Source organism: Pseudomonas sp. NFACC04-2 (assembly GCF_900119265.1).
Taxonomy (GTDB): domain Bacteria; phylum Pseudomonadota; class Gammaproteobacteria; order Pseudomonadales; family Pseudomonadaceae; genus Aquipseudomonas; species Aquipseudomonas fluorescens_AA.
This window is the reverse complement of the sequence record NZ_FPJC01000012.1, coordinates 113,958-135,003: the sequence shown is the minus strand read 5'-3', so window position 1 is coordinate 135,003 and position 21,046 is coordinate 113,958. Positions and strand designations below refer to the sequence as shown.

General features: G+C 62.7%; 17 protein-coding genes. 4 read left to right on the top strand and 13 right to left on the bottom strand.

Going from position 1 to position 21,046, the window contains the following annotated elements:
* The 3 genes from BT125_RS17450 to BT125_RS17440 are packed head-to-tail and all read left to right on the top strand — an operon-like array spanning window position 1 to window position 3,861.
* Window positions 1-1,125 (top strand): aminotransferase class III-fold pyridoxal phosphate-dependent enzyme, encoded by a 1,125-nt coding sequence (locus tag BT125_RS17450; RefSeq protein WP_072408765.1) that lies wholly within the window; start codon window positions 1-3, stop codon window positions 1,123-1,125.
* Complete coding sequence (locus BT125_RS17445) at window positions 1,103-2,443, top strand: aspartate aminotransferase family protein (protein WP_072408763.1); 1,341 nt, start codon at window positions 1,103-1,105, stop codon at window positions 2,441-2,443. The genes BT125_RS17450 and BT125_RS17445 overlap by 23 nt, the downstream gene beginning before the upstream one ends.
* Window positions 2,444-2,445: 2 nt before the next feature.
* A complete protein-coding gene (locus tag BT125_RS17440; RefSeq protein ID WP_072408761.1) occupies window positions 2,446-3,861 on the top strand; it encodes an amidase in 1,416 nt (471 codons plus the stop codon).
* A 6-nt stretch (window positions 3,862-3,867) separates the two neighbouring features.
* Here the strand turns inward: BT125_RS17440 and BT125_RS17435 are convergent, their stop codons facing one another.
* From BT125_RS17435 to BT125_RS17410, 6 genes are all read right to left on the bottom strand, one after another.
* Complete coding sequence (locus BT125_RS17435) at window positions 3,868-4,779, bottom strand: DMT family transporter (protein WP_072408759.1); 912 nt, start codon at window positions 4,777-4,779, stop codon at window positions 3,868-3,870.
* 128 nt (window positions 4,780-4,907) lie between these two features.
* On the bottom strand, window positions 4,908-6,095 hold the full coding sequence (locus BT125_RS17430; RefSeq protein WP_072408756.1) for a cyanate transporter: 1,188 nt from the start codon (window positions 6,093-6,095) through the stop codon (window positions 4,908-4,910).
* Window positions 6,096-6,265: 170 nt separating this feature from the next.
* On the bottom strand, window positions 6,266-7,177 hold the full coding sequence (gene copD, locus BT125_RS17425) for a copper homeostasis membrane protein CopD (protein WP_072408754.1): 912 nt from the start codon (window positions 7,175-7,177) through the stop codon (window positions 6,266-6,268).
* A gap of 4 nt (window positions 7,178-7,181) precedes the next feature.
* A complete protein-coding gene (gene copC / locus BT125_RS17420) occupies window positions 7,182-7,559 on the bottom strand; it encodes a copper homeostasis periplasmic binding protein CopC (RefSeq protein WP_072408752.1) in 378 nt (125 codons plus the stop codon).
* Window positions 7,560-7,600: 41 nt separating this feature from the next.
* Entirely contained in the window at window positions 7,601-8,503 is a 903-nt protein-coding gene (locus BT125_RS17415; protein WP_072408750.1) for a copper resistance protein B, read from the bottom strand.
* 10 nt (window positions 8,504-8,513) lie between these two features.
* Complete coding sequence (locus BT125_RS17410; protein WP_072408748.1) at window positions 8,514-10,322, bottom strand: copper resistance system multicopper oxidase; 1,809 nt, start codon at window positions 10,320-10,322, stop codon at window positions 8,514-8,516.
* A 306-nt stretch (window positions 10,323-10,628) separates the two neighbouring features.
* On the opposite strand from BT125_RS17410, the gene nadA reads away from it, so the two are divergent.
* Window positions 10,629-11,687, top strand: coding sequence for a quinolinate synthase NadA (nadA, locus tag BT125_RS17405; RefSeq protein WP_072408746.1), 1,059 nt, complete (start codon window positions 10,629-10,631; stop codon window positions 11,685-11,687).
* A gap of 96 nt (window positions 11,688-11,783) precedes the next feature.
* Here the strand turns inward: nadA and BT125_RS17400 are convergent, their stop codons facing one another.
* From BT125_RS17400 to BT125_RS17370, 7 genes are all read right to left on the bottom strand, one after another.
* Entirely contained in the window at window positions 11,784-12,272 is a 489-nt protein-coding gene (locus BT125_RS17400) for an RDD family protein (RefSeq protein WP_060740916.1), read from the bottom strand.
* Window positions 12,273-12,366: 94 nt separating this feature from the next.
* The gene (locus BT125_RS17395) at window positions 12,367-12,579 is read right to left on the bottom strand and encodes a cold-shock protein (protein ID WP_003175786.1); all 213 of its coding nucleotides are present in this window, start codon (window positions 12,577-12,579) and stop codon (window positions 12,367-12,369) included.
* A 394-nt stretch (window positions 12,580-12,973) separates the two neighbouring features.
* Window positions 12,974-14,098 carry a glycine cleavage system aminomethyltransferase GcvT gene (gcvT, locus tag BT125_RS17390; protein ID WP_072408744.1) on the bottom strand — a complete coding sequence of 375 codons (1,125 nt, stop codon included), beginning with the start codon at window positions 14,096-14,098 and terminating at the stop codon, window positions 12,974-12,976.
* Window positions 14,099-14,129: 31 nt separating this feature from the next.
* On the bottom strand, window positions 14,130-15,506 hold the full coding sequence (locus BT125_RS17385; protein WP_072408742.1) for an L-serine ammonia-lyase: 1,377 nt from the start codon (window positions 15,504-15,506) through the stop codon (window positions 14,130-14,132).
* A gap of 199 nt (window positions 15,507-15,705) precedes the next feature.
* A complete protein-coding gene (gene gcvP, locus BT125_RS17380; RefSeq protein ID WP_072408740.1) occupies window positions 15,706-18,555 on the bottom strand; it encodes an aminomethyl-transferring glycine dehydrogenase in 2,850 nt (949 codons plus the stop codon).
* A 10-nt stretch (window positions 18,556-18,565) separates the two neighbouring features.
* Window positions 18,566-18,949, bottom strand: a complete 384-nt coding sequence (gene gcvH / locus BT125_RS17375; RefSeq protein WP_072408738.1) for a glycine cleavage system protein GcvH — start codon at window positions 18,947-18,949, stop codon at window positions 18,566-18,568.
* A 428-nt stretch (window positions 18,950-19,377) separates the two neighbouring features.
* On the bottom strand, window positions 19,378-20,886 hold the full coding sequence (locus BT125_RS17370) for a sigma-54-dependent transcriptional regulator (protein ID WP_072408736.1): 1,509 nt from the start codon (window positions 20,884-20,886) through the stop codon (window positions 19,378-19,380).
* Window positions 20,887-21,046 lie beyond the last annotated feature (160 nt).

Below are 21,046 nucleotides of genomic sequence, written 5' to 3'. Positions count from 1 at the left end.
ATGAAAAACAACAAACAGATTATCGGCGGGCAGTACGAGACCTATCTCGACGGCCAGGGTCGGGAGATCATTGACCTGACCGGCGGGTTTGGCTTCCAGGTTCCGTCCGTGATCGAGGCGGTCACCCGCCAGGCAGAGATCATGGGCCTGTCCAATCGGGTGCTGATGTCCGAACCGCTGATTGCCTTGTGCCGACGCCTGGCCGAGCTGCTGCCCGCCCCGCTGGTCAGCTCTTATGTGTGCAGCTCCGGCGACGAAGCGTTCGAGGGCGCCTTGAAGTTGTGCAAAGGGCTCAAGCCCAAGGGCAACACCATCGTGTTCATCCAGGGCGGCGACTACGGCTCGCTGACGTACGGGCGCTGCCTCAATGCCGCGCAAGGTGACCTGGGTGTCCAGGCGTTCCTGGGGTTCAAGCGAGTGGCGATCCGTCACCTGGCTGACCTGGACACGGTGGACTGGAATGATTGCTTCGCGGTGTGCCACAGCAATACCCGCTCGGATGCAAACGGCCGGTTGCAATTGCTCGATGCCGATTTGATCGAGCAATTGCATGCTCGCGCGGCAAAGGCGTCGGCACCGGTCATCGCGGTGGATACCCACAGTTGTCTCGGCAGCCTGGGTTCGCTGTTCGGCTTCCAGCGTTATCGTCCGACTCCGGACATCGTTGTACTCGGCGGGCCCCTGGGCGGCAGTGCAATTCCCATCGGCACCTATACCTGCAGCGAACAGATGGCCTGGCAGGTTTATGGGCGCAGCAGCCCGGCCAAACACGGCAGTACCACTGCCGGTAATCCCATGGCCTGTGTGGCAGCCCTGGCCGCGCTGGATTACGTGCAAGCCCACGACTCGCCCCGGCACTGTCAAGAAAACGGCCGGTACCTGGCACAAACCCTTGCGTCGTTGGGGGCTGTGGCCGTCGGCGCCTGGGTCAGCTTGCCGCTGGCTGACGACCTGCAACCGGCCGTGCTGTGCGAGGCGCTTTACCAGCGAGGGGTCTATGTCAGTACGCCCCGTGGCCGCGAAGTCATTTTGCGCTGCCCGATCACTGCACGCCCCGAGCAGATTCAACGTGCCGCACTTATCATCAAGGAGACGTTAAGCCATGTCCTTACTCAGGCCGCATGAACAATTGCTGGACGATTGCCAGCGCCACTGGAGTGCGTCGGCGGCCAAGCTGTATCGCCTTGGCAAGACCACTGTCGAACAGCAGACCGATGGCATCCACGTCACCGACCACACCGGCAAGCGCTTTATCGACTGCGCGTGCAGCTACGGGGTGTTTATCGTCGGGCATCGCAACCCGATGGTGCGTGAGCGGGTGCAGGCGCAACTGAATCAACTGGCCTGGGTGCCGGAAGGCCGGCGCCATCCGCTGCAGGACACCTTGTCCGAGCGACTGTGCCAGTTGGTGCCGGGGGAGTGGGGCGACGTGCAATTCATGGTCTCGGGCGCCGAGGCCGTCGAGCAGAGCCTGCGCTATGTGCTGCGGATCCAGCCCCAACGACGTGGCATCGTGGTGATGAGCGGCTCCTACCACGGCAAGACCCTGGCGGCGATGAGCATCCTGGGCCAGCAGCAGAACCATGGCAGCTATGGCATCGATCCTCCCGACGTGACCTGCGTGCCCTACGGTGATTTCGCCGCGTTGCAGAGGGCCGTGGGCGAGGGCGTGTGTGCGGTGTACGTCGAGCCGATTCTGGGCGGGGCTCATTTGCAGGTGCCGCCGGTGGGCTACATGGCCAACATCCGGGCCCTGTGTGACGCCACCGGCACCCTGTTGGTGGCCGATGAGATCCAGACCGGTTTCGGTCGCTGCGGCAAATGGTTCGCCGTGCAATACGATGACGTGGTGCCCGACATCATGATCCTCTCCAAGGGCTTGACCGGCGGCTACACCTCGTTTGCCTGTGCCATGTACAGCCAGCGCCTGGCCACCCAGTATCCCCTCAGTGACATCGAGCCGGATACGCGAACCAACGGTGGGCATCCGGTCGCATGCGCGTCGGCGCTCGCGGCTATCGATTACATCGAGCAAAACAACCTGGTGGAGTTATCCCGGGTCAACGGCGGCGTGTTGCGCCACGGCCTGCAACGGTTGGCCCTGCGCTATCCGCACATTGTCGAAGACGTGCCGGGCGTCGGCTTGATGACAGGGTTACGCCTGCGTGGTTCGGTCTATGAAGCTCTGATGAGCATGGAGTTGGGCAAGCGTGGCGTACATGCCGGGCATTCGATGAATGAGAAGGCCGAACGTCCGGTGCTGCGCTTCTATCCGCCGTTGAATATCGAACCCGAAGCGTTGCGGCATGTGCTGGCGATGATCGAAGAGGCCCTGGAGGCCATCGACCAACGTCCGGCACTGGCGGTAAAGGCGTTTTCCCTGGTGGTGCGCAATATGTATCAGTTGCCCAACAAGTGGTTGCGCAGCAAGGAGGCGTCGTGAGTATGTTCAACCCCGACACGCTGACGTTGCGGGAAATGGCCGGTCTGCTGCGCCGGGGCGTGCTGACCAGCGTGACGTTGCTGGAGTTCTACTTGCAACGCATCGCCGAGCGTAACCGGCAGATCAATGCATTGATCCAACTGGCGCCGGTCGAGGAACTGCGGCGCCAGGCCCGAGAGGCGGACGAGATGGCGCGTATCGGCCAGATCAGCGGTCCGCTGCATGGCATTCCCATCACGGTCAAAGACGTCCTCCATGTTCGCGGATTCAAGATGTCCCGCGGCGTGGGGGAACTGATGGGGGAGGTCAGCCAAGAGGACGCGACGGCTGTCGCCAGACTTCGGCAGGCCGGCGCGATCATTCTGGGCATCAGCAATGTGCCGGAACTGTGCATGGCCTTCGAGACCGAGAACCTGATCTACGGGCGCACCCTCAACCCCCACGATCTGCTTCGCTCGGCGGGAGGCAGCAGTGGCGGTGAAGCGGCTGCCATCGCCGCCGGATGCTCGCCAGCGGGGCTGGCGTCCGATGCCTGCGGCAGTGTGCGGATTCCTGCGCATTTCAATGGCATCTGCGGCCTGAAACTGACCCAGGGACGAGTGCCGTTGACCGGCCAGTTTCCCAATGACCGTTCCGGGCTGTTTCACCTGACCTCGGCCTTTGGCGTGATGGGGCGCTATGTCGATGACCTGGCGCTGCTCGGTCCGCTGATCAGCGGCGCCGACGGCCATGATCCAGACACCGTCGATGTGCCGTTCGCTGTCAGCGAGCCCCTGGCCGACCTGCGTATCGCGCTGTTCTCGGCGTCGAGCCGAACCCCCGTCAGCGCGGCGGTGAGCCAGGTGTTGCAGCAGGTCGAACGATGCTTGAGCCCCGTGGTGGCGCAGGTGAGCGAGGTCGCGCCGCCGATGCTCGACGAAGCCTGCGATGTCCTGTGGCGGGTGTTCATCACGGGGGCTGACGCCGGACGCGGCTGGCGGCGTTTGTTCGAGTCCATGAACAAGCGCAGCTTTACCCCGGCGATCGCTCAGTTGCTGGACATGAGCGAGGCCGTGGAATTGAGCGTGGATGAAGTCAAGCGCGACTGGATCATGATCGATACCTTCCGCTATCAGTTGGCGAAGTTCTTCAAGCAGCACGATCTGTTCATCTGTCCGGTCTTCCCGGATGTCGCGTTCCGCCATGGGGCGTCCTTGGAGGACCGCGATCAGTATGCTTTCGTGTTCCCGTTCAGTCTCAGCGGCTCACCCGCGGTGGTGATCCGCGCCGGCGTCGACCCGGCCACCGGGATGCCCATCGGCATTCAGATTGTCGGGCCTCACTGGCAAGAGGAACGATTGTTGGCGGTGGCGGCTTTCCTTGAACGGGAACTGGAGCGCTGGAGCCCGGTTTCGCCTCGTCCGGTATCGACGTATTGAGAGGAATCAAGCCGTAACGGTTCTGGCGTTACGGCTGCTGACCACCAATGCCAGCATGCCGCCGCCCACCAGCGCAGCGCCGATGATCTCGATCATCATCGGTTGCTGCCTGAGCCAGAACCAATTCAGCAGAGTGACGAACAGGGTGTTGAGGTAAACGTAGGAAATCACCGTGGAGGGCGAGATCACCCCGATTGCCCGGTGCAGCAGCCAGAACGTGGCGAGGGTGCCGAACAAGGCCAGGTACACCAGCCAGCCGATGTCCAGCGTCGACAACTGCAGGCCGCTGCGCCACCCGCCGCTGGCCAGGCAGAACACCAGCAGGAACAGCGAACCGAACAGCATGTTCCAGAACGTCATCGCCACCGGATCGCGGCCCTGCAACGCTGTTGCCTTGAAGCGCTGGCTCAGCGGCGAATACAACGCCATCGCCAGGCAACCGGCACCGAACACCAGCACCGGATAAGGGGCCGGCATTTGCCCCGGGGCCGAGCCCTTGAGCGTCAGCAACACCGCACCGACTGCCGCTACCAACATGGGCAGCAGGCGGGTCTTGAGGCTGGGACTGGGCAGCAGGAATACCTCGAAAAACAAAGTCATCAAGGGCACCAGCGTGTACAGCGTCGCGGTGTTGACCGCAGAGGTGTAGCGCAGCGCTTCGAACAACGAACCAAAGTAAGTCGCCAACAGCAGGCCGAGCACGGCGTGGGCCAGCAGGCCCCGGATGGAAATGGGCGAGGTGTTTTTCAGGAGCAGCAGCGGCAGGAACATCAGTGCGGAAAACAGCAGCCGCAGGCCTGTGAGCAGGATCGGGTCGATCGTCTGGCTGACCTGGGCCGCGGCAAAGAAAGACGAGGCGATGAGCATTGCCCAAATGAGCATGCCCCAGTGAGCGGCGGCAAAACCGACGTTTTTCATCAAGGTCTTATTCCTGTGTGCGGATCGGAACGTCATGATGGGCAAAACGGTCTGCCGTCATGGGTGAACTGTCAAAACCGGGGCTGCATCGAATGCAGCCCCGGGCGCGAGTGGCCTGTCTTTGACGACTAGCTGATATGCCGCGCGTATTGCTTGGGATTGAAGCGCAGGACCATCAGGAGCATCAACGCCATGACGACGGTGAGCGACCACCAGGCCCATTCGAAGCTGCCCAACTGATCGCGGATCATCCCGGCAATCAAGGGCGAGAGCCCGGCGATCAGGTAGCCGATGCCTTGCACGAACGCGGTCAGGCCACCGGCCCGTCGCGGGTTGTCCAAGTGGTCGAGGGACACGATCAAGCTCATCGGGAACAGGCCACCGATGCCCAGGCCCAGCAGGCAAGGCCACAACAGGCTGAAGCGTTCCGGGCTGAGGATCAGGCCGCAGAAGCCGCCCATGATCAGGACCAGCAACACGGCGAGGACCATGCGCTTGTCCTGGCTGCGGTTGGCAATCGCCGGGGTGACGAGGCCGGACAGCACTTCCATGGCCGTGAGGAACCCCAGCAGCAGGCCCGCGTGTTGTTCACTCCAGCCCTTTTCCACGTAGTACGGGGCCAGCCAGGCCAGTACACAGGTGTAGGAGGCGGTGCCCAGGCCGAAGAAAATCGCCAGCAACCAAGCCCGGGAATTGCTGAAGAATGACTCTTGCTGTTGGACAGGGGCTGCGGGTAATGGGGTCACGGCTGAGCGCTGGGCGTACCAGCAACCCAGGGCGACCAACGCCAACAGCGCCCAGATCGCCAGACCGATGCGCCAACTGCCGGTCTGCGCCAGGACAAACGGCGAAAACGATGCGGCAAGCGCCGCGCCGCTCATGATCGACGTGACATACAGGCCCATGAACAGCGAGACGTTGTCGGCGTAGCGCGACTTGATCAGCGCTGGCATCACCGCCTGGATCAGCGCGATGCCGAGTCCGGCCAGCACCGCGCTGATGATCAGTTCGGCCGCGCTGTCCAGGTACAAGCGCGATGCGGTGGCGATACCGATGATCAACAGCGACAGCACAATGGTGCGGTGCTCACCGATGCGCAGGGCGATGCGCATGCCCAGGAACATCGCCAGGCCCATGGCCATGACCGGCAACATGGTCAGCAGCGAGGCCGTGCTGAAGCTCAGGGGGACCTCGCCGCGAATGGCTGACAGCAACGGCCCGACCGCGGCCATCGAGGGCCGCAGGTTCAGCGCCACCAACACGATGCTGACCATCAGCCAGACGGCGTGGGTGCTTGAGGTTCGAACGTTTTCCATAACAGAGCCTTGGTTAACAAAGCACCATTTAGGCTGGGGCCGCCTGTTATGGGCAAACTGAAAACTGGCGAGGGGTATTGAAAAATTAAATGCGGCGCGCAATCAGTCAAGATCCAGGGCTTTTGTGGTGAGGGAGCAAGCTCCCTCGCCACACTGTAGTTCACAGCCTCTTATTCCATCGCCGGGCTCAGCGTGCCCAACCACGCCACCAACCCCAGGATGACCACCGCCACGGCGAACTCCAGGACCATGCTGCGTCGCAGGGCCTTCACTGCAACCTCGTGCCCGCCGCTCTGTCGGGCCTGTTCCAGCAGCGGGCTCAGGTGAAAACGATTCAGCGCGGCGAACACCAGCATGGCTGCGAACAAGATGAGTTTGAGCGCCAGCAACTGACCGTAGGTGCTGTCCAGCAGCCCTTCGACACTCGGGCCGACGATAAACAGATAGTTCACCACCCCCGTCACGCCGATGACCAGCACGATCACCGCACCGGCGGTTTCGAACCCGGTCAATGTCCGGGCCAGCACCGCCAACTCAGGTTCGGCCTGGCGAAGCAGCAGGGCAAACGCGGCCAAGGCACCGACCCAGCCACCCGCTGCCCACAGGTGCAGGAAGTCGGTGATGAAGTGCCAGTTGCGACGGCTGCCTTCGTCCATGGCGCCGTGACCTGCCCAAGCCAGTGTCGCCAGCGCTACGGCCCCGGCCAGCGTGACCAGGCCGAGGCTGGCGCTCGGCCAACGGTGATTGAGCGTCACGGCGAAACCGGCCAGCAGCAGCGCCGCCATGCGCAGCGTCCAACTCAAGCCGACATCGGTTTGCACGACCATCATTTCAATGTGCGGCCACAGTTCGGCCCACGCCGAAACACCGCTCATGGCCCAGGCCATGCACGCCATGGCCGCCAGGGAGAGCAAGCCCCCCAACACCGCCGTGGCCAGCAGCAGCGGCGCGAAAGGCAACTGCACCCCTGAGACACGCTCCTGGCCTCGCAGGCTATAGAGGCCAAACGCGGCCAGGCCGAACAGCAACATCAAATCCAGGTACAAGGCAAAGCGCAGCGCGATGTTGATCGAGTCGCTCATCAACTCACTTCACCTTGAATGTGACGTTGCCGGTGATCGGGTGAGTGTCAGACGACACCGCGCGCCACTGGACTTGGTAAGTGCCGGTGGTAAGCGGGGCATTCGGCGTGATGACCATGGTTTTCGGATCATCGCTGCCGGACACCTTGGCCGGCATGGGCATCGGCGAATGCGCCGCCATGCCCGGCATCGCGGTCATCATCAGCTTGGCGCCGGAAAACTGGGTCATCAGGTTTTCGGAAAAGTGCAGCTCGATCTTCGCCGGCGCCGCCCCTTCGGTGCCTTCGGCCGGGGTGGAGGACAGCAGTTTCGGATGGGCCTGGGCCAGGCCACTGAGCAACAGGCCGGCGGACAAGGCGACGGCGGTTTTGATGAATGACATGCAAGGACTCCTAGCTCGATTTTTAGTTTTAGTGAAACAGGTCAGAACCACAGGCGCAGGCCCAGCACCAGGCGCGCTTCGCTGCGGTCTTCGCCGTCTTCCCGGGCGTAGTCGGCGGTGTTGCCGTAGACCCGATTCCAGGTGACGCCAATGTAGGGCGCGAATTCGCGGCGTATTTCGTAGCGCAGCCGCAGGCCGAGCTCGGTGTCCGACAGCCCCGAGCCGACGCCACGGGCGGGATCGTTCTTGCCATAGAAGTTGGCTTCGGCGGTGGGCTGCAGGATCAGGCGGTTGGTCAGCAAGATGTCATAGTCGCCCTCCAGGCGCGCCGCGCTCTGGCCACCTTCGCCGATGAACGCGGTGGCCTCGGCTTCGAAGTTGTAGAGCGCCATGCCTTGCACACCGAAGGCGGCCCAGGTTTGCGGATCGCCTGGCTTGAAGTCCTGGCGCACGCCAGCCACCAGGTCCCACCAGGGGCTGACGGCGTGGCCCCACAGGGCCTGCAATTCGGCTTCTTCGGTCTTGCCGTTGAGGCGTTCACCTTCGGAGCGCAGCCACAAACGGTCGATGTCGCCGCCGATCCAGCCCGATGCATCCCAGCTCAGGGCGCTGCCGTCATCGGCGTCCTGCCATTCCAGTTGGTCGATGAGGAAAAACGAATTAATGGCGCTGTCATGCACCGCGTGTCCGCCATGATCCTCGTAGACGGCGGCGCGGTCGGCGGCGGTCAGCGCCGGAATCGGCGTGCGGCTGCTGGTCGGCGCCGATTGCATGGGTTCCATGGCCTGCATTGAATCCATGCCTTGCATCTGGCTGTGGTCCATTCCCGGCATCTGGCTGTGATCCATGCCGGGCATGTCGTTGCTGGCCGCCCAGGTCGGGGTGATGGTGCCGAGGGCCAGGCTGGCAATGAGTGCCGTGGAATATTGAAAAACAGTGGTCATGGTCGGCTCCTCATTCCTGCACCCGAACTTCACGGAACATGCCCATCTCCATGTGAAACAGCAGATGGCAGTGATACGCCCAGCGCCCGAGGGCATCGGCGGTGACCCGGTAGCTGCGCCTGGCACCCGGTGGCACGTCGATGGTGTGCTTGCGGACCATGAACTGGCCGTTCTCATCCTCCAGGTCGCTCCACATGCCGTGCAGGTGGATGGGGTGGGTCATCATGGTGTCGTTGATCAGCACGATGCGCAGTCGCTCGCCGTACTTGAGCAGCAGCGGCGCGGCGTCGGCGAACTTCACGCCGTTGAACGACCAGACGAATTTCTCCATGTGCCCGGTCAGGTGCAGCTCGATCGTGCGACCCGGCTCGCGGCCGTCGGGGTCGGGAAAGGTGCTGCGCAGGTCGGAGTAGGTAAGCACTTTGCGGCCGTTGTCCCGCAGCCCCATGCCCGGGTCATCTAGCTTGGGCTTGACGCTCATGGCCTGCATGTCCACCAGGGGATTGTCTTTCTCGGTGTCGGGGTGCGCGAGCATGCTGCCCATGCCCTGCATGGCACCGTGATCCATGCCGGCCATGTCACCCATGCCCTGCATCTGGCTGTGATCCATGCCTTGCATCGAGCTGTCGTCCATTCCCGCCATGCCCTGCATCGAGCCGTGGTCCATACCGCTCATTTGCCCCATGCCGCCATGGTCCATCCCGCCCATGCCCATGTCGTCCATGGTCACCAAGGGCCGAGGGTCCAGGGGCGGCACCGGTGCCGACAATCCGGCCCTGGTCGCGAGGGTGCCGCGGGCATACCCGGTGCGGTCCATGGACTGGGCGAACAGGGTGTAGGCCTCTTGGGTGGGTTCGACGATGACGTCATAGGTTTCGGCCACGGCGATCCGGAACTCATCGACGCTCACCGGTTTGACGTATTGGCCGTCGGACGCCACCACTGTCATCTTCAAGCCGGGAATGCGCACGTCGAAATAGCTCATGGACGAGCCGTTGATAAAGCGCAGGCGAAGGCGCTCGCCAGGCTTGAACAGGCCGGTCCAGTTCATGTCCGGCGCCTGGCCGTTCATGAGGTAGGTGTAGGTGGCGCCACTGACGTCGGCCAGGTCGGTGGGGTTCATCTTCATCTCTGCCCACATCTTGCGGTCGGCCATGGTGTTGGCCCAGCCGTTCTTCCCCACGTCGTCGATGAAGTCGCCGACGGTGCGTTTGTTGTAGTTGTAGTAGTCCGATTGCTTCTTGAGCTTGCGCAGGATGTTGGCGGGGTCTTCATCGGTCCAGTCGGTGAGCATCACCACATAGTCCCGTTCGTACTGGAAGGGCTCGGGCTCCCTGGCGTCAATCACCAGCGGGCCATAGACCCCGGACTGTTCCTGGAAACCGGAATGGCTGTGGTACCAGTAGGTGCCGTTCTGCCGGACCTTGAATTGATACACGTACAGGCCGCCAGGCTCGATGCCTTTGAAACTCAACCCCGGAACGCCGTCCATGTTGGCCGGCAGCAGGATGCCGTGCCAGTGGATGGAGGTGGTGTCCTGCAAGCGATTGCGCACCCGCAGGGTCACGGTGTCGCCTTCACGCCAGCGCAGCAATGGGCCGGGGATGCCGCCGTTGATGGTCTGGGCGGTGCGGGGGCTACCGGTGAAATTGACCGGGCTTTCGCCGATGAACAGGTCGAACTCGGTGCCGCTCAGTACGTTGGGCTGGTCCGGGCCGGTGACTGCCCAGACGGGCGGGCGCCACAAACCCAGGCCGGCGAGGAGGCCACCAGCCGTCAGGCCCTTTACGAAGGTTCGCCGGGAAGTTTTTGTTTGCATGCGATGAAAGTCCGTCAGTCGATTCGCTGCGTGCATGGGAAGTGGTCCCCTGTGCAGGTTTGAGCGAAAGATGACACAGGCGGACGAGGCGAGTGATTACATTTCAGTCAGCTTGGCGGGGCGCGACGTCGCCCGGCGGGGCACAGGTCAGAATGATCTTTTGCATCGGCGGGATATTCTGTAGCCTTGCCGGCTTCACGCTGTCCCTTGCCTGATTGATACCCACTTTCCCGGCGGTACCCGAGTGGTCCGGAGCCGGGTGTATACTCGACTTTCGCGCTAAACGCGCTTGCAGGTCTTGCGAACATGACGCAAATTTCCGAACGCCTTCTGGTCCAGGCCCACCTCGACGCCAAGCAGCCCAAGCCGCTGACCGCCGAGCAAGAAGCCTGGTATCGCGCCGCCATCGCCGCCGAGCTCAAGGCTCAGGACGCGGTGCTGGTCGCGCACTTCTACTGTGACCCGGTCATCCAGGCCCTGGCCGAAGAGACCGGTGGTTGCGTGTCCGACTCCTTGGAAATGGCCCGCTTCGGCAATGCCCACCCGGCCAAGACCGTGGTGGTGGCCGGGGTCAAGTTCATGGGCGAGACCGCCAAGATTCTCAACCCCGAAAAACGCGTGTTGATGCCGACCCTGGAAGCCACCTGCTCCCTGGACCTGGGCTGCCCGGTGGACGAGTTCTCGGCGTTCTGCGACCAGCATCCGGAGCGCACCGTGGTGGTTTATGCCAACACCTCGGCGGCGGTCAAGGCCCGGGCTGACTGGGTGGTGACGTCCAGTTGCGCGCTGGAAATCGTCGAGAGCCTGATGGACAACGGCGAGACGATCATCTGGGGCCCGGACAAGCACCTGGGGACTTACATCCAGCGCAAGACCGGCGCCGACATGTTGCTCTGGGACGGTGCCTGCATCGTCCACGAAGAGTTCAAGTCCAAGCAGTTGGAGGACATGAAGGCGCTGTACCCGGACGCCGCGATTCTGGTGCACCCGGAGTCGCCGACGTCGGTGATCGAGCTGGCGGACGCCGTGGGCTCCACCAGCCAGTTGATCGCCGCGGCCCAGACCCTGCCGAACAAGACGCTGATCGTCGCCACCGACCGGGGCATTTTCTACAAGATGCAGCAGCTGTGCCCGGACAAGGTCTTCATCGAAGCCCCTACCGCCGGTAACGGCGCGGCATGCCGCAGTTGTGCGCACTGCCCATGGATGGCCATGAACACCCTGGAGCGCACGCTCAAGAGCCTGCAGGAAGGTGCCAACGAGATCTTCGTCGACCCGGCGTTGATCCCCCAGGCGATTCGCCCGCTCAAGCGCATGCTGGACTTCACCCAGGCGGCGCGGATGAAGCTGGCGGGGAATGCTTGAGACAGAAGAAGATATTGAGACTTGCGAGGTTTTTTTGTGGCGAGGGGATAAATCCCCTCCCCACAAATGTATTTCAACTTTTCTGATTAGGTGGCTTTACTTGGTCTTCTTGGGAATCCGCACCAGCTGCGTTTCCGAGTAGATGTCATGCCAGCTGCGCTGGCGCTTATCGAACAGCGCCCAGATGAAGCCCAACCCCACCAGCAGCAGTGACGCAATCGACACCACGAACCGCAACAGCGCCTGCCACAGACTGATGGCCGTGCCATCGGCGTTCTGTACGCGGATGCACCACACCTGCATGCCCAGGGTCTGGCCGTTGTGGGTCCAGAACTTGGCGAAGAAGCCGAACAGCACGAACAGCAGCACGGTGGACAGCAGCGGGTCGCCGTCCAGGGCGCCGGCTTCGGTCAGGGCGCGCATTTTTTCTTCGCCAATGATCGCCATCTGGATCATCTTGTAAGCACCGCTGGTGACGATCAGCAGCGCTGTGCACAGCAAAAAGTCATAAAACATCGCCGCCAGGCGACGGCCCAGGCCGGCGGGGGGAAAGTCGCCCTGGGGCGTGAGCAGGTGTTTCGGCATGATGGCCTCGGCTGAAAAAAGAAGCCATTTTACGGATTTACGCCCATAAAAAAGCCCCTGATATCAATCAGGGGCTTTTTAGTGTGCGAAAGCCTCAGGCTTCGGCTTGAACCTCGTCAGCCTGCATGCCTTTCTGGCCTTGCACGGCAACGAAAGTAACTTTCTGGCCTTCTTTCAGGCTTTTGAAGCCGTTGCCCTGGATGGCGCGGAAATGCACGAACAGGTCCGGACCGCTTTCAGGCGTGATAAAACCAAAACCCTTTTCGTCGTTGAACCACTTGACGGTACCGCTCTGACGTTGAGACATTTTCTTATTTCCTTTGACGCTAAAATTGATGACAGCCTCTTTCGCATGAAAGAGTACTGGGCTGGGTTGCAGGAAAGTAAGAGACGTCGAACGGGATGTAGCGAACTTCATAAGCTACTGCCCAGGTCACGATTCCAAGCGACCCATGCAAACACAGTGACCAAACTCTACGCCAACTTCGAATAAAAAAACAACCCCCCGGAAGGCCCCGTATTTGCTCAGCTAGCCCGCATTTACGCCGCTTGCGGAGCAGGGCTTATTCGATAGGCTAGTTCAATTGTTTACGACCGTTATAAGGTCGGTTGAATGTCGAAAGATATGCACCTTTTTATGGCGGTTGCGTGACACATTAGTGCACGTATAACGCAACCGCGTTACTTATAGAAACAACCAATCAGCCGCGGTAGTAGCGCTGTGGGACGAATGGCATTTTGCTTACAAGCAAAGGCACCTTTTTCCCACGCACGATGGCCCAGACCGGCGTATCCAGCGCCACATAGGCGCTGTCCAGGTAACCCATCGCCAACGGAGCGCCCAAGGTCGGGCCGAAACCGCCGCTGCACACAGAGCCGATGGTCTCGCCAGCTTCGTTGACGATCTCTGCGCCTTCGCGCACGGGTGTGCGTTCCTGGGGCAGCAGGCCGACGCGTTTGCGTTTGACGCCGCCCTGTTGTTGGGCGAACACGCTCTCGGCGCCGGGGAAACCACCGGCGCGGGCGCCATCGGCACGGCGCACTTTGGAAATGGCCCACAGCAGACTGGCTTCGATCGGCGTCGTCTCGGTGTTCATGTCGTGGCCATACAGGCACAGGCCGGCTTCCAGGCGCAGGGAGTCACGGGCGCCGAGGCCAATGGGCGCGACTTCCGGCTCGGCCAGCAAGGCGCGGGCGAGTTTTTCCGCGTCGGCGGCGGGGACGGAGATTTCGAAACCGTCTTCACCGGTGTAGCCCGAACGGCTGACAAAGCACTCCACGCCCAACAGCGTGACGCGCTGGAACTGCATGAAGGTCATCTTCGCCACGTCCGGCGCCAGGCGGGCGAGCACGGTGACGGCGGCCGGGCCTTGCAGGGCAAGCAGGGCACGGGCTTCGAACAGCGGCTCGATAGTGCACTGATCGCCAATGTGCGCACGCAGGTGAGCCAGGTCCTGTTCCTTGCAGGCGGCGTTGACCACCAGGAACAGCTCGTCATTGCCCAGGTTGGCGACCATCAGGTCGTCAAGGATGCCGCCGTTCTCGTTGGTGAACATGGCGTAGCGCTGCATGCCCACCGGCAGGTCGATAATGTCCACCGGCACCAGGGTTTCCAGGGCCTTGGCGGCGCCTGCGCCGCTCAGGCGGATCTGGCCCATGTGGGACACGTCGAACAGCCCGGCCTGATCGCGGGTGTGCTGGTGTTCCTTCATCACGCCCAGTGGGTATTGCACCGGCATGTCGTAGCCGGCGAACGGCACCATGCGGGCGCCGAGTTCAAGGTGCAGGGCGTGCAGCGGGGTTTTCAACAGTTGTTCGGTGGACATATCAGCTCCTGGAAAATGAGAATGGCGCGCGTCAGCATTCGATGATGTTGACCGCCAGACCGCCGCGGGCGGTCTCCTTGTATTTGCTTTTCATGTCGGCGCCGGTCTGGCGCATGGTGCGGATGACTTTGTCGAGGGAGACGAAGTGATGCCCATCGCCGCGCATGGCCATGCGCACTGCGTTGATGGCTTTCACCGAACCCATGGCGTTGCGTTCGATGCACGGCACCTGCACCAGCCCGCCGATCGGGTCGCAGGTCAGGCCGAGGTTGTGTTCCATGCCGATCTCGGCGGCGTTTTCCACTTGCTGCACGGTGCCGCCGAGCACTTCGCACAAGGCGCCGGCGGCCATGGAACAGGCCACGCCGACTTCACCCTGGCAACCGACTTCGGCGCCGGAGATGGAGGCGTTTTCCTTGTACAGGATGCCGATGGCGGCGGCGGTCAGCAGGAACCGCACCACGCCATCCTCGTTGGCCCCGGGAATGAAGCGCATGTAGTAATGCAGCACGGCCGGGACGATGCCCGCCGCGCCGTTGGTCGGGGCGGTGACGACGCGCCCGCCATAGGCATTTTCTTCGTTGACGGCCAAGGCATACAGATTGACCCAATCCAGCACCGACAGTGGGTCGCGCAGTGCGGCTTCGGGGTTCTTGCACAACTGGCGGTGCAACGCCGCAGCCCGGCGCTTGACCTTCAGCCCGCCCGGGAGAATCCCTTCGTTGCGACAGCCGGCCGCCACGCAATCCTGCATCACCTGCCAGATCTTCAGCAGGCCGGCGCGGGTCTCGGCTTCGGGGCGCCAGGCGCTTTCGTTGGTCAGCATCACCTGGCTGATGGACAGGCCATAGGTGGTGCAATGGCCCAGCAGATCCTTGGCGCTCTTGAACGGGAAGGTCAGGGGCGTGGCGTCTTCGACGATGCGGTCGGCACCGGCGGCGTCTTCATCCACGACAAAGCCGCCACCGACCGAGTAGTACTCGCGGCTGCGCACTTGCAGCCCGGCGGCATCGAAGGCGCGGAAGATCATGCCGTTGGGATGAAAGGCCAGCGGCTTGCGGATCATCGCCAAGTGCAGTTTTTCGTTGAATTCAATGGAGTGTTGGCCGAGCAGGTTCAGGCGACCGCTGCTGCGGATCTCCTGGAGCCGGGCGTTCACCGTTTCGGTGTCCACGGTGTCGGGATGCTCGCCCTCCAGGCCCAGCAGCACGGCTTTGTCACTGCCGTGGCCCTTGCCGGTGGCACCGAGCGAGCCGTAGAGCTCGACCTTGACGCTGGTAATGCTTTCAAGCAGATCGTCGCGGCGTAGCCCTTCGGCGAAACGGGCAGCGGCACGCATCGGGCCGACGGTATGGGAGCTGGAAGGACCGATACCGATCTTGAACAGGTCGAACACGCTTAACGACATGGTGTTTCTCCGGTTTCTTTTTATGAGGATCGACGGTTGAAGAGATTGGTGTAGATCTCCTGTGGGAGCGGGCTTGCTCGCGAAGGCGTAGTGTCAGTCAACATTTGATTGGCTGACACTACGCCTTCGCGAGCAAGCCCGCTCCCACAAGGGGAAATGCGGTGATTGTGAGGGGAGAAGTTACTTCTCCCCTCACAGGTCAAGCGTAGCTTTCGATCGACGGGCAGGCGCAGACCAGGTTGCGGTCGCCGAACACGTTGTCGACCCGACCCACCGGCGGCCAGTATTTGCCATCGATCAACGACGCCACCGGGTACACCGCCTGTTCGCGGCTGTAGGGGTGGGTCCACTCGCCGACGAGCTCCGCCGCGGTGTGCGGGGCGTTCTTCAGCGGATTGTCGTCTTTGTCCAGGCTGCCATTTTCCACCGCACGGATTTCTTCGCGGATGCAGATCATGGCGTCGCAGAAACGGTCCAGTTCTTCCTTGGATTCGCTTTCGGTCGGTTCGATCATCAACGTGCCGGCCACCGGGAACGACATGGTCGGCGCGTGGAAACCGAAGTCGATCAGGCGCTTGGCCACGTCATCGACACTGATGCCACTGCTGTCCTTGAGCGGACGTAAATCGAGAATGCACTCGTGGGCCACCAGGCCGTTGCTGCCGGAGTAGAGCACTGGGTAGTGTTCTTCCAGGCGACGGGCGATGTAGTTGGCGTTGAGGATCGCCAGTTGCGAGGCGCGCTTGAGGCCCGCGCCGCCCATCATGCGGATGTACATCCAGGTGATCGGCAGGATGCTCGCGCTGCCGAACGGCGCCGCGCACACCGCGCCTTCCTTGCGTGCCATGTTGGCATGGCCCGGCAGGAATGGTGCCAGGTGCGATTTGACGCCAATCGGGCCGACGCCCGGGCCGCCACCACCGTGGGGGATGCAGAAGGTCTTGTGCAGGTTCAGGTGCGACACGTCGCCGCCGAACTTGCCTGGGGCGCAGAGGCCGACCATGGCGTTCATGTTGGCGCCGTCGATGTACACCTGGCCGCCGTTGTCATGAATGATGCCGCAGATTTCGCGGATGCCTTCTTCGAATACGCCGTGGGTGGACGGGTAGGTGATCATCAGCGCGGCGAGGTGTTCGCGGTGCTCGATGGCCTTGGCCCGCAGGTCTTCGATGTCGACGTTGCCACGGGCATCGCAGGCGGTCACGACCACGCGCATGCCGGCCATATTGGCGGTGGCCGGGTTGGTGCCGTGGGCCGAGGACGGGATCAGGCAGATGTCGCGACGGTCTTCGCCACGGCTCTGGTGATAGGCGCGGATCGCCAGCAGGCCGGCGTATTCGCCCTGGGAACCGGCGTTGGGTTGCAGCGACACCGCGTCATAGCCGGTGGCGGCGCAGAGCATGGCTTCCAGTTCGTCGGTCAGTTGCTGGTAGCCAGCGCTTTGCTCCGCCGGGGCGAACGGGTGCAGGGCGCCGAACTCGGCCCAGGTCACCGGGATCATTTCGCTGGCGGCGTTGAGTTTCATGGTGCAGGAACCCAGCGGGATCATGGTGCGATCCAGGGCCAGGTCCTTGTCGGCGAGCTTGCGCAAGTAGCGCATCAGCTCGGTTTCGGAGTGGTAGCGGTTGAACACCGGGTGGCTGAGGATCGCCGATTGGCGCAGCAGCTCAGCTGGGATGCGGCTTTGCACGGTGGCGGCCAGCGCCGCGAAGTCCGGCAGTGCCTTGCCGTCGGCCAGTAGGCTCCACAGTGCTTCGACGTCAGCTTGGCTGGTGGTCTCGTCCAGGGACAGGCCCAGGCGTTCCGTATCCACCACGCGCAGGTTGATGCGTTGGGCGCGGGCCTTGTCGTGCAGGGCGGCGGTTTGCGCGCCGGTGTGCAGGGTCAGGGTGTCGAAGAAGCTCTCTTGCTCGACGCTCAGGCCCAGCGCGCCCAGGCCCTTGGCGAGGATCGCGGTCAGGCGATGGATGCGGTTGGCGATTTGCACCAGGCCTTTGGGGCCGTGGTACACGGCGTACATGCTGGCGATGTTGGCCAACAGCACCTGGGCAGTGCAGATGTTGCTCGTGGCTTTCTCGCGGCGGATGTGTTGCTCGCGGGTCTGCATTGCCAGGCGCAGGGCCGGCTTGCCGAAACGGTCCACGGAAACACCGACCAGACGGCCCGGCATGTCGCGTTTGAAGGCGTCCTTGGTGGAGAAGTACGCCGCGTGTGGGCCGCCGAAGCCCAGCGGCACGCCGAAGCGCTGGGCGCTGCCGATGGCCACGTCGGCACCGAATTCACCCGGTGGGGTCAGCAAGGTCAAGGCCAGCAGGTCCGCGGCAACGGCCACCAGGGCGTTGGCGGCGTGGAAGCGTTCGGTCAGTTCGCGGTAGTCGAACAGGTCGCCGTTGCTGGCCGGATATTGCAGCAGCGCGCCGAAGAAGCCGCTGACGTCGCTCAGTTCGCGCTCATCGCCCACCACCACGTCGATGCCCAGGGGCTCGGCACGGGTGCGCAGCACGTCGAGGGTTTGCGGGTGGCTGTGCACGGAGGCGAAGAAGGCGTTGCTGCCCTTGTTCTTGCTCAGGCGCTTGCAGAAGGTCATGGCTTCGGCGGCGGCGGTGGCTTCGTCGAGCAACGAGGCGTTAGCGATCGGCAGGCCGGTGAGGTCGCTGATCAGGGTCTGGAAGTTCAACAGCGCTTCGAGACGGCCTTGGGAAATTTCTGGCTGATACGGGGTGTAGGCGGTGTACCAGGCCGGGTTTTCCAGCAGGTTGCGCAGGATCGGTGCCGGCGTGTGGCAGTTGTAGTAGCCCTGGCCGATGTAGGTCTTGAACAGTTGGTTCTTGCTGGCGATGGCCTTGATCGAGGCCAGTGCGTCGGCTTCGCTCTGGCCGTCGCCCATATCCAGCACGCTGGTGCCCTTGATGCTTTCGGGGATGACGCTGGCGCTCAACGCTTCCAGGGAGTCGTAACCCAGGCGCTCAAGCATGGCTTGCTCGTCGCTGGCGCGCGGGCCGATGTGGCGGGCGATGAATTCGTTGGCGGTGCCGAGATTAACGGTCATGGTGCGCTCCTCAGGCTTCGGCGTTGGCTTTGATCAGGCGATCGTAGGCGTCTTGATCCAACAGCTTAGCCACTGCGTCGGCGTCGGTCGGTTTAAAGCGGAAGAACCAGCCTTCGCCCAGCGGATCTTCGTTCACCAGTTCCGGGCTGGCGTCAAGCTTGGCGTTCACTTCGAGCACTTCACCGTCCAGGGGCATGTACACGCCGCTGGCAGCCTTGACCGACTCCACGGTAGAGGCCTCGGCGCCTTTTTCATAGGCCTGCAATTCAGGCAGTTGCACAAAAACCACGTCGCCCAATGCGTTCTGCGCGAAAGCGGTAATGCCTACGGTGACGCTGCCGTCGGCTTCGGTGCGCAGCCATTCGTGATCTTCAGTGAAACGCAACTCGCTCATGGAAACTCCTGGGGCCAGATTCGTCTGGTGGACGCGAAGAAAGGCGCGAGGCATGGCTCGGCCGAATGGTTTATCCATAGCAAGAATGCGGCCAATGTTATTAATGCCTTATCTATCAATGGCTTGGATTGTTTCATCAAGTCTTGGGTTGACTTGTCTGTAGCGAAATCGCTACAGCTGGACGCCTGGAAAAAATCGTTGTGGGATCAAAGCCTTGCACGGCGCAGGTTAGCGCGAGGTGTAGCGATATCGTTCCACTGTAGCGCTTTCAGTACAGGTGGAGGTCGTTTTTGAGGCGATTTTTGACCACGACACAGAGCCCCCTGTGGGAGCGGGCTTGCTCGCGAAAGCGGTGTGTCAATCGACATCTGCTTTGCTGACATTACGTCTTCGCGAGCAAGCCCGCTCCCACAGGAGACCGAGTAAGCCTACGGCTTGTTGGAAATCCCGTACTTGCGCAATCGATGGGCAATCGCGGTATGGGAGGTTTGCAGGCGGCTGGCCAGCTGGCGGGTGGAGGGGTAGTTGGCGTAGAGGCTCTCGAGCAGGTGCTTCTCGAAGGTTTCCACGGCCTGCTCCAGGCTTTCTACTTCCACATCGCCCTGGCGCGCCACGGAGGTGCCGGCGATGTCCAGGTCGCCGATGTCCACCAGGCTGCTTTCGCAGATGGCGGCGGCGCGGAAGATCACGTTCTGCAGTTGCCGCACGTTGCCCGGCCAGCGGTTGCCCAGCAGCGCCGGATAAGTACCGGGAGCCAGGCGGCAGACCGGGCGCTGGATCTGCGCGCAGGCCTGCTGCATGAAGTAGCGCGCCAGCAGCAGGATGTCCTGGCCGCGTTCGCGCAACGGTGGGACTTCGACGTTGAGCACGTTCAGGCGATAGAACAGGTCCTCGCGGAACGAGCCTTCGCTGACCATTTTCTCCAGGTTGCGGTGGGTGGCGCTGAGGATCCGCACGTTGACTTTGACTTCCCGGTCGCCGCCCACCCGGCGGAAGCTGCCATCGTTCAAGAAACGCAGGAGCTTGGCTTGCAGGTACGGCGACATCTCGCCGATTTCATCGAGGAATACCGTGCCCTGGTTCGCCAACTCCATCAGCCCGGGCTTGCCGCCCCGTTGCGCCCCGGTGAAGGCGCCGGGGGCGTAGCCGAACAGCTCGCTTTCCGCCAGGTTCTCCGGCAGCGCGGCGCAGTTCAGGGCCAGGAACGGCGCGCTGTGACGAGCGCTGATGGCGTGGCAAGCCCGGGCCACCAGTTCCTTGCCGGTGCCGGTTTCGCCCTGAATCAGCAGCGGTGCATCCAGGGCCGCGACCCGCTGAGCCCGGGCCTTGAGGGTGCGGATCGACGGGGATTCGCCCAGCAGTGCGTCGAAGCCTTCGGCGTGATCGTGGTGCAGCGCCGACAGGCGTTCGCCGATGCGGTTCGGCTGGTAGAGCGTCAGCAGCGCGCCGGCGTCGGTGATGGGGGTTGCGTCCAGCAGCAAGGTCTGGCCATTGAGGGTGACCTCCCGCAAGGGCAGGCGGAAACCATTTTCCAGCAGGGCGCCGAGCAATGCCTCGTCACTGAACAGCTCGGCCACGCTTTCCCCAGCCGGTTCCCGACCGTACAGGGCGATCAGCGCCGGGTTGGCCAGCAAGACCTTGCCGACGCTGTCCAAGGCCAGCACCGGGTCGGTCATGGCGGCGAGCAAGGCGTCGAGCTGCAAGTGCCGACGCTGGCCCGGCAGGATGTCCACCACGGTCACCGCCTGCACGCCGCGCACACTGAACAGCGCCTCGCGCAGCTCGTCGAGCACTTGCGGGCTGAGGGTCGGGGCGTCGATGTAGACGTTGGGGGGCACCATCTCCACCGCATCCAGATTGAGATTGCGCCCACCGAGCAAGGCCAGGACTTCCTGGGTGATGCCGACGCGGTCGATGAAACTGACGTGGATACGCATGGGGCGGTTTTAGGTTCTGGGATGCGGAGGGTGGCCAGTATGCCTTGGGGCGGGCTGTTGGTGAAATCCTGGTGCAAGGCTTGAGAAAGACATCGAACTCCTGTGGGAGCGGGCTTGCTCGCGAAAGCGGTGTATCAATCGACATCTGCTTTGCTGACAC

Coding starts and splice junctions, on each gene's coding strand:
- BT125_RS17450 (WP_072408765.1), top strand. CDS start 1: ATGAAAAACAACAAACAGATTATCGGCGGGCAGTACGAGACCTATCTC.
- BT125_RS17445 (WP_072408763.1), top strand. CDS start 1,103: ATGTCCTTACTCAGGCCGCATGAACAATTGCTGGACGATTGCCAGCGC.
- BT125_RS17440 (WP_072408761.1), top strand. CDS start 2,446: ATGTTCAACCCCGACACGCTGACGTTGCGGGAAATGGCCGGTCTGCTG.
- BT125_RS17435 (WP_072408759.1), bottom strand. CDS start 4,779: ATGAAAAACGTCGGTTTTGCCGCCGCTCACTGGGGCATGCTCATTTGG.
- BT125_RS17430 (WP_072408756.1), bottom strand. CDS start 6,095: ATGGAAAACGTTCGAACCTCAAGCACCCACGCCGTCTGGCTGATGGTC.
- copD (WP_072408754.1), bottom strand. CDS start 7,177: ATGAGCGACTCGATCAACATCGCGCTGCGCTTTGCCTTGTACCTGGAT.
- copC (WP_072408752.1), bottom strand. CDS start 7,559: ATGTCATTCATCAAAACCGCCGTCGCCTTGTCCGCCGGCCTGTTGCTC.
- BT125_RS17415 (WP_072408750.1), bottom strand. CDS start 8,503: ATGACCACTGTTTTTCAATATTCCACGGCACTCATTGCCAGCCTGGCC.
- BT125_RS17410 (WP_072408748.1), bottom strand. CDS start 10,322: ATGCAAACAAAAACTTCCCGGCGAACCTTCGTAAAGGGCCTGACGGCT.
- nadA (WP_072408746.1), top strand. CDS start 10,629: ATGACGCAAATTTCCGAACGCCTTCTGGTCCAGGCCCACCTCGACGCC.
- BT125_RS17400 (WP_060740916.1), bottom strand. CDS start 12,272: ATGCCGAAACACCTGCTCACGCCCCAGGGCGACTTTCCCCCCGCCGGC.
- BT125_RS17395 (WP_003175786.1), bottom strand. CDS start 12,579: ATGTCTCAACGTCAGAGCGGTACCGTCAAGTGGTTCAACGACGAAAAG.
- gcvT (WP_072408744.1), bottom strand. CDS start 14,098: ATGTCCACCGAACAACTGTTGAAAACCCCGCTGCACGCCCTGCACCTT.
- BT125_RS17385 (WP_072408742.1), bottom strand. CDS start 15,506: ATGTCGTTAAGCGTGTTCGACCTGTTCAAGATCGGTATCGGTCCTTCC.
- gcvP (WP_072408740.1), bottom strand. CDS start 18,555: ATGACCGTTAATCTCGGCACCGCCAACGAATTCATCGCCCGCCACATC.
- gcvH (WP_072408738.1), bottom strand. CDS start 18,949: ATGAGCGAGTTGCGTTTCACTGAAGATCACGAATGGCTGCGCACCGAA.
- BT125_RS17370 (WP_072408736.1), bottom strand. CDS start 20,886: ATGCGTATCCACGTCAGTTTCATCGACCGCGTCGGCATCACCCAGGAA.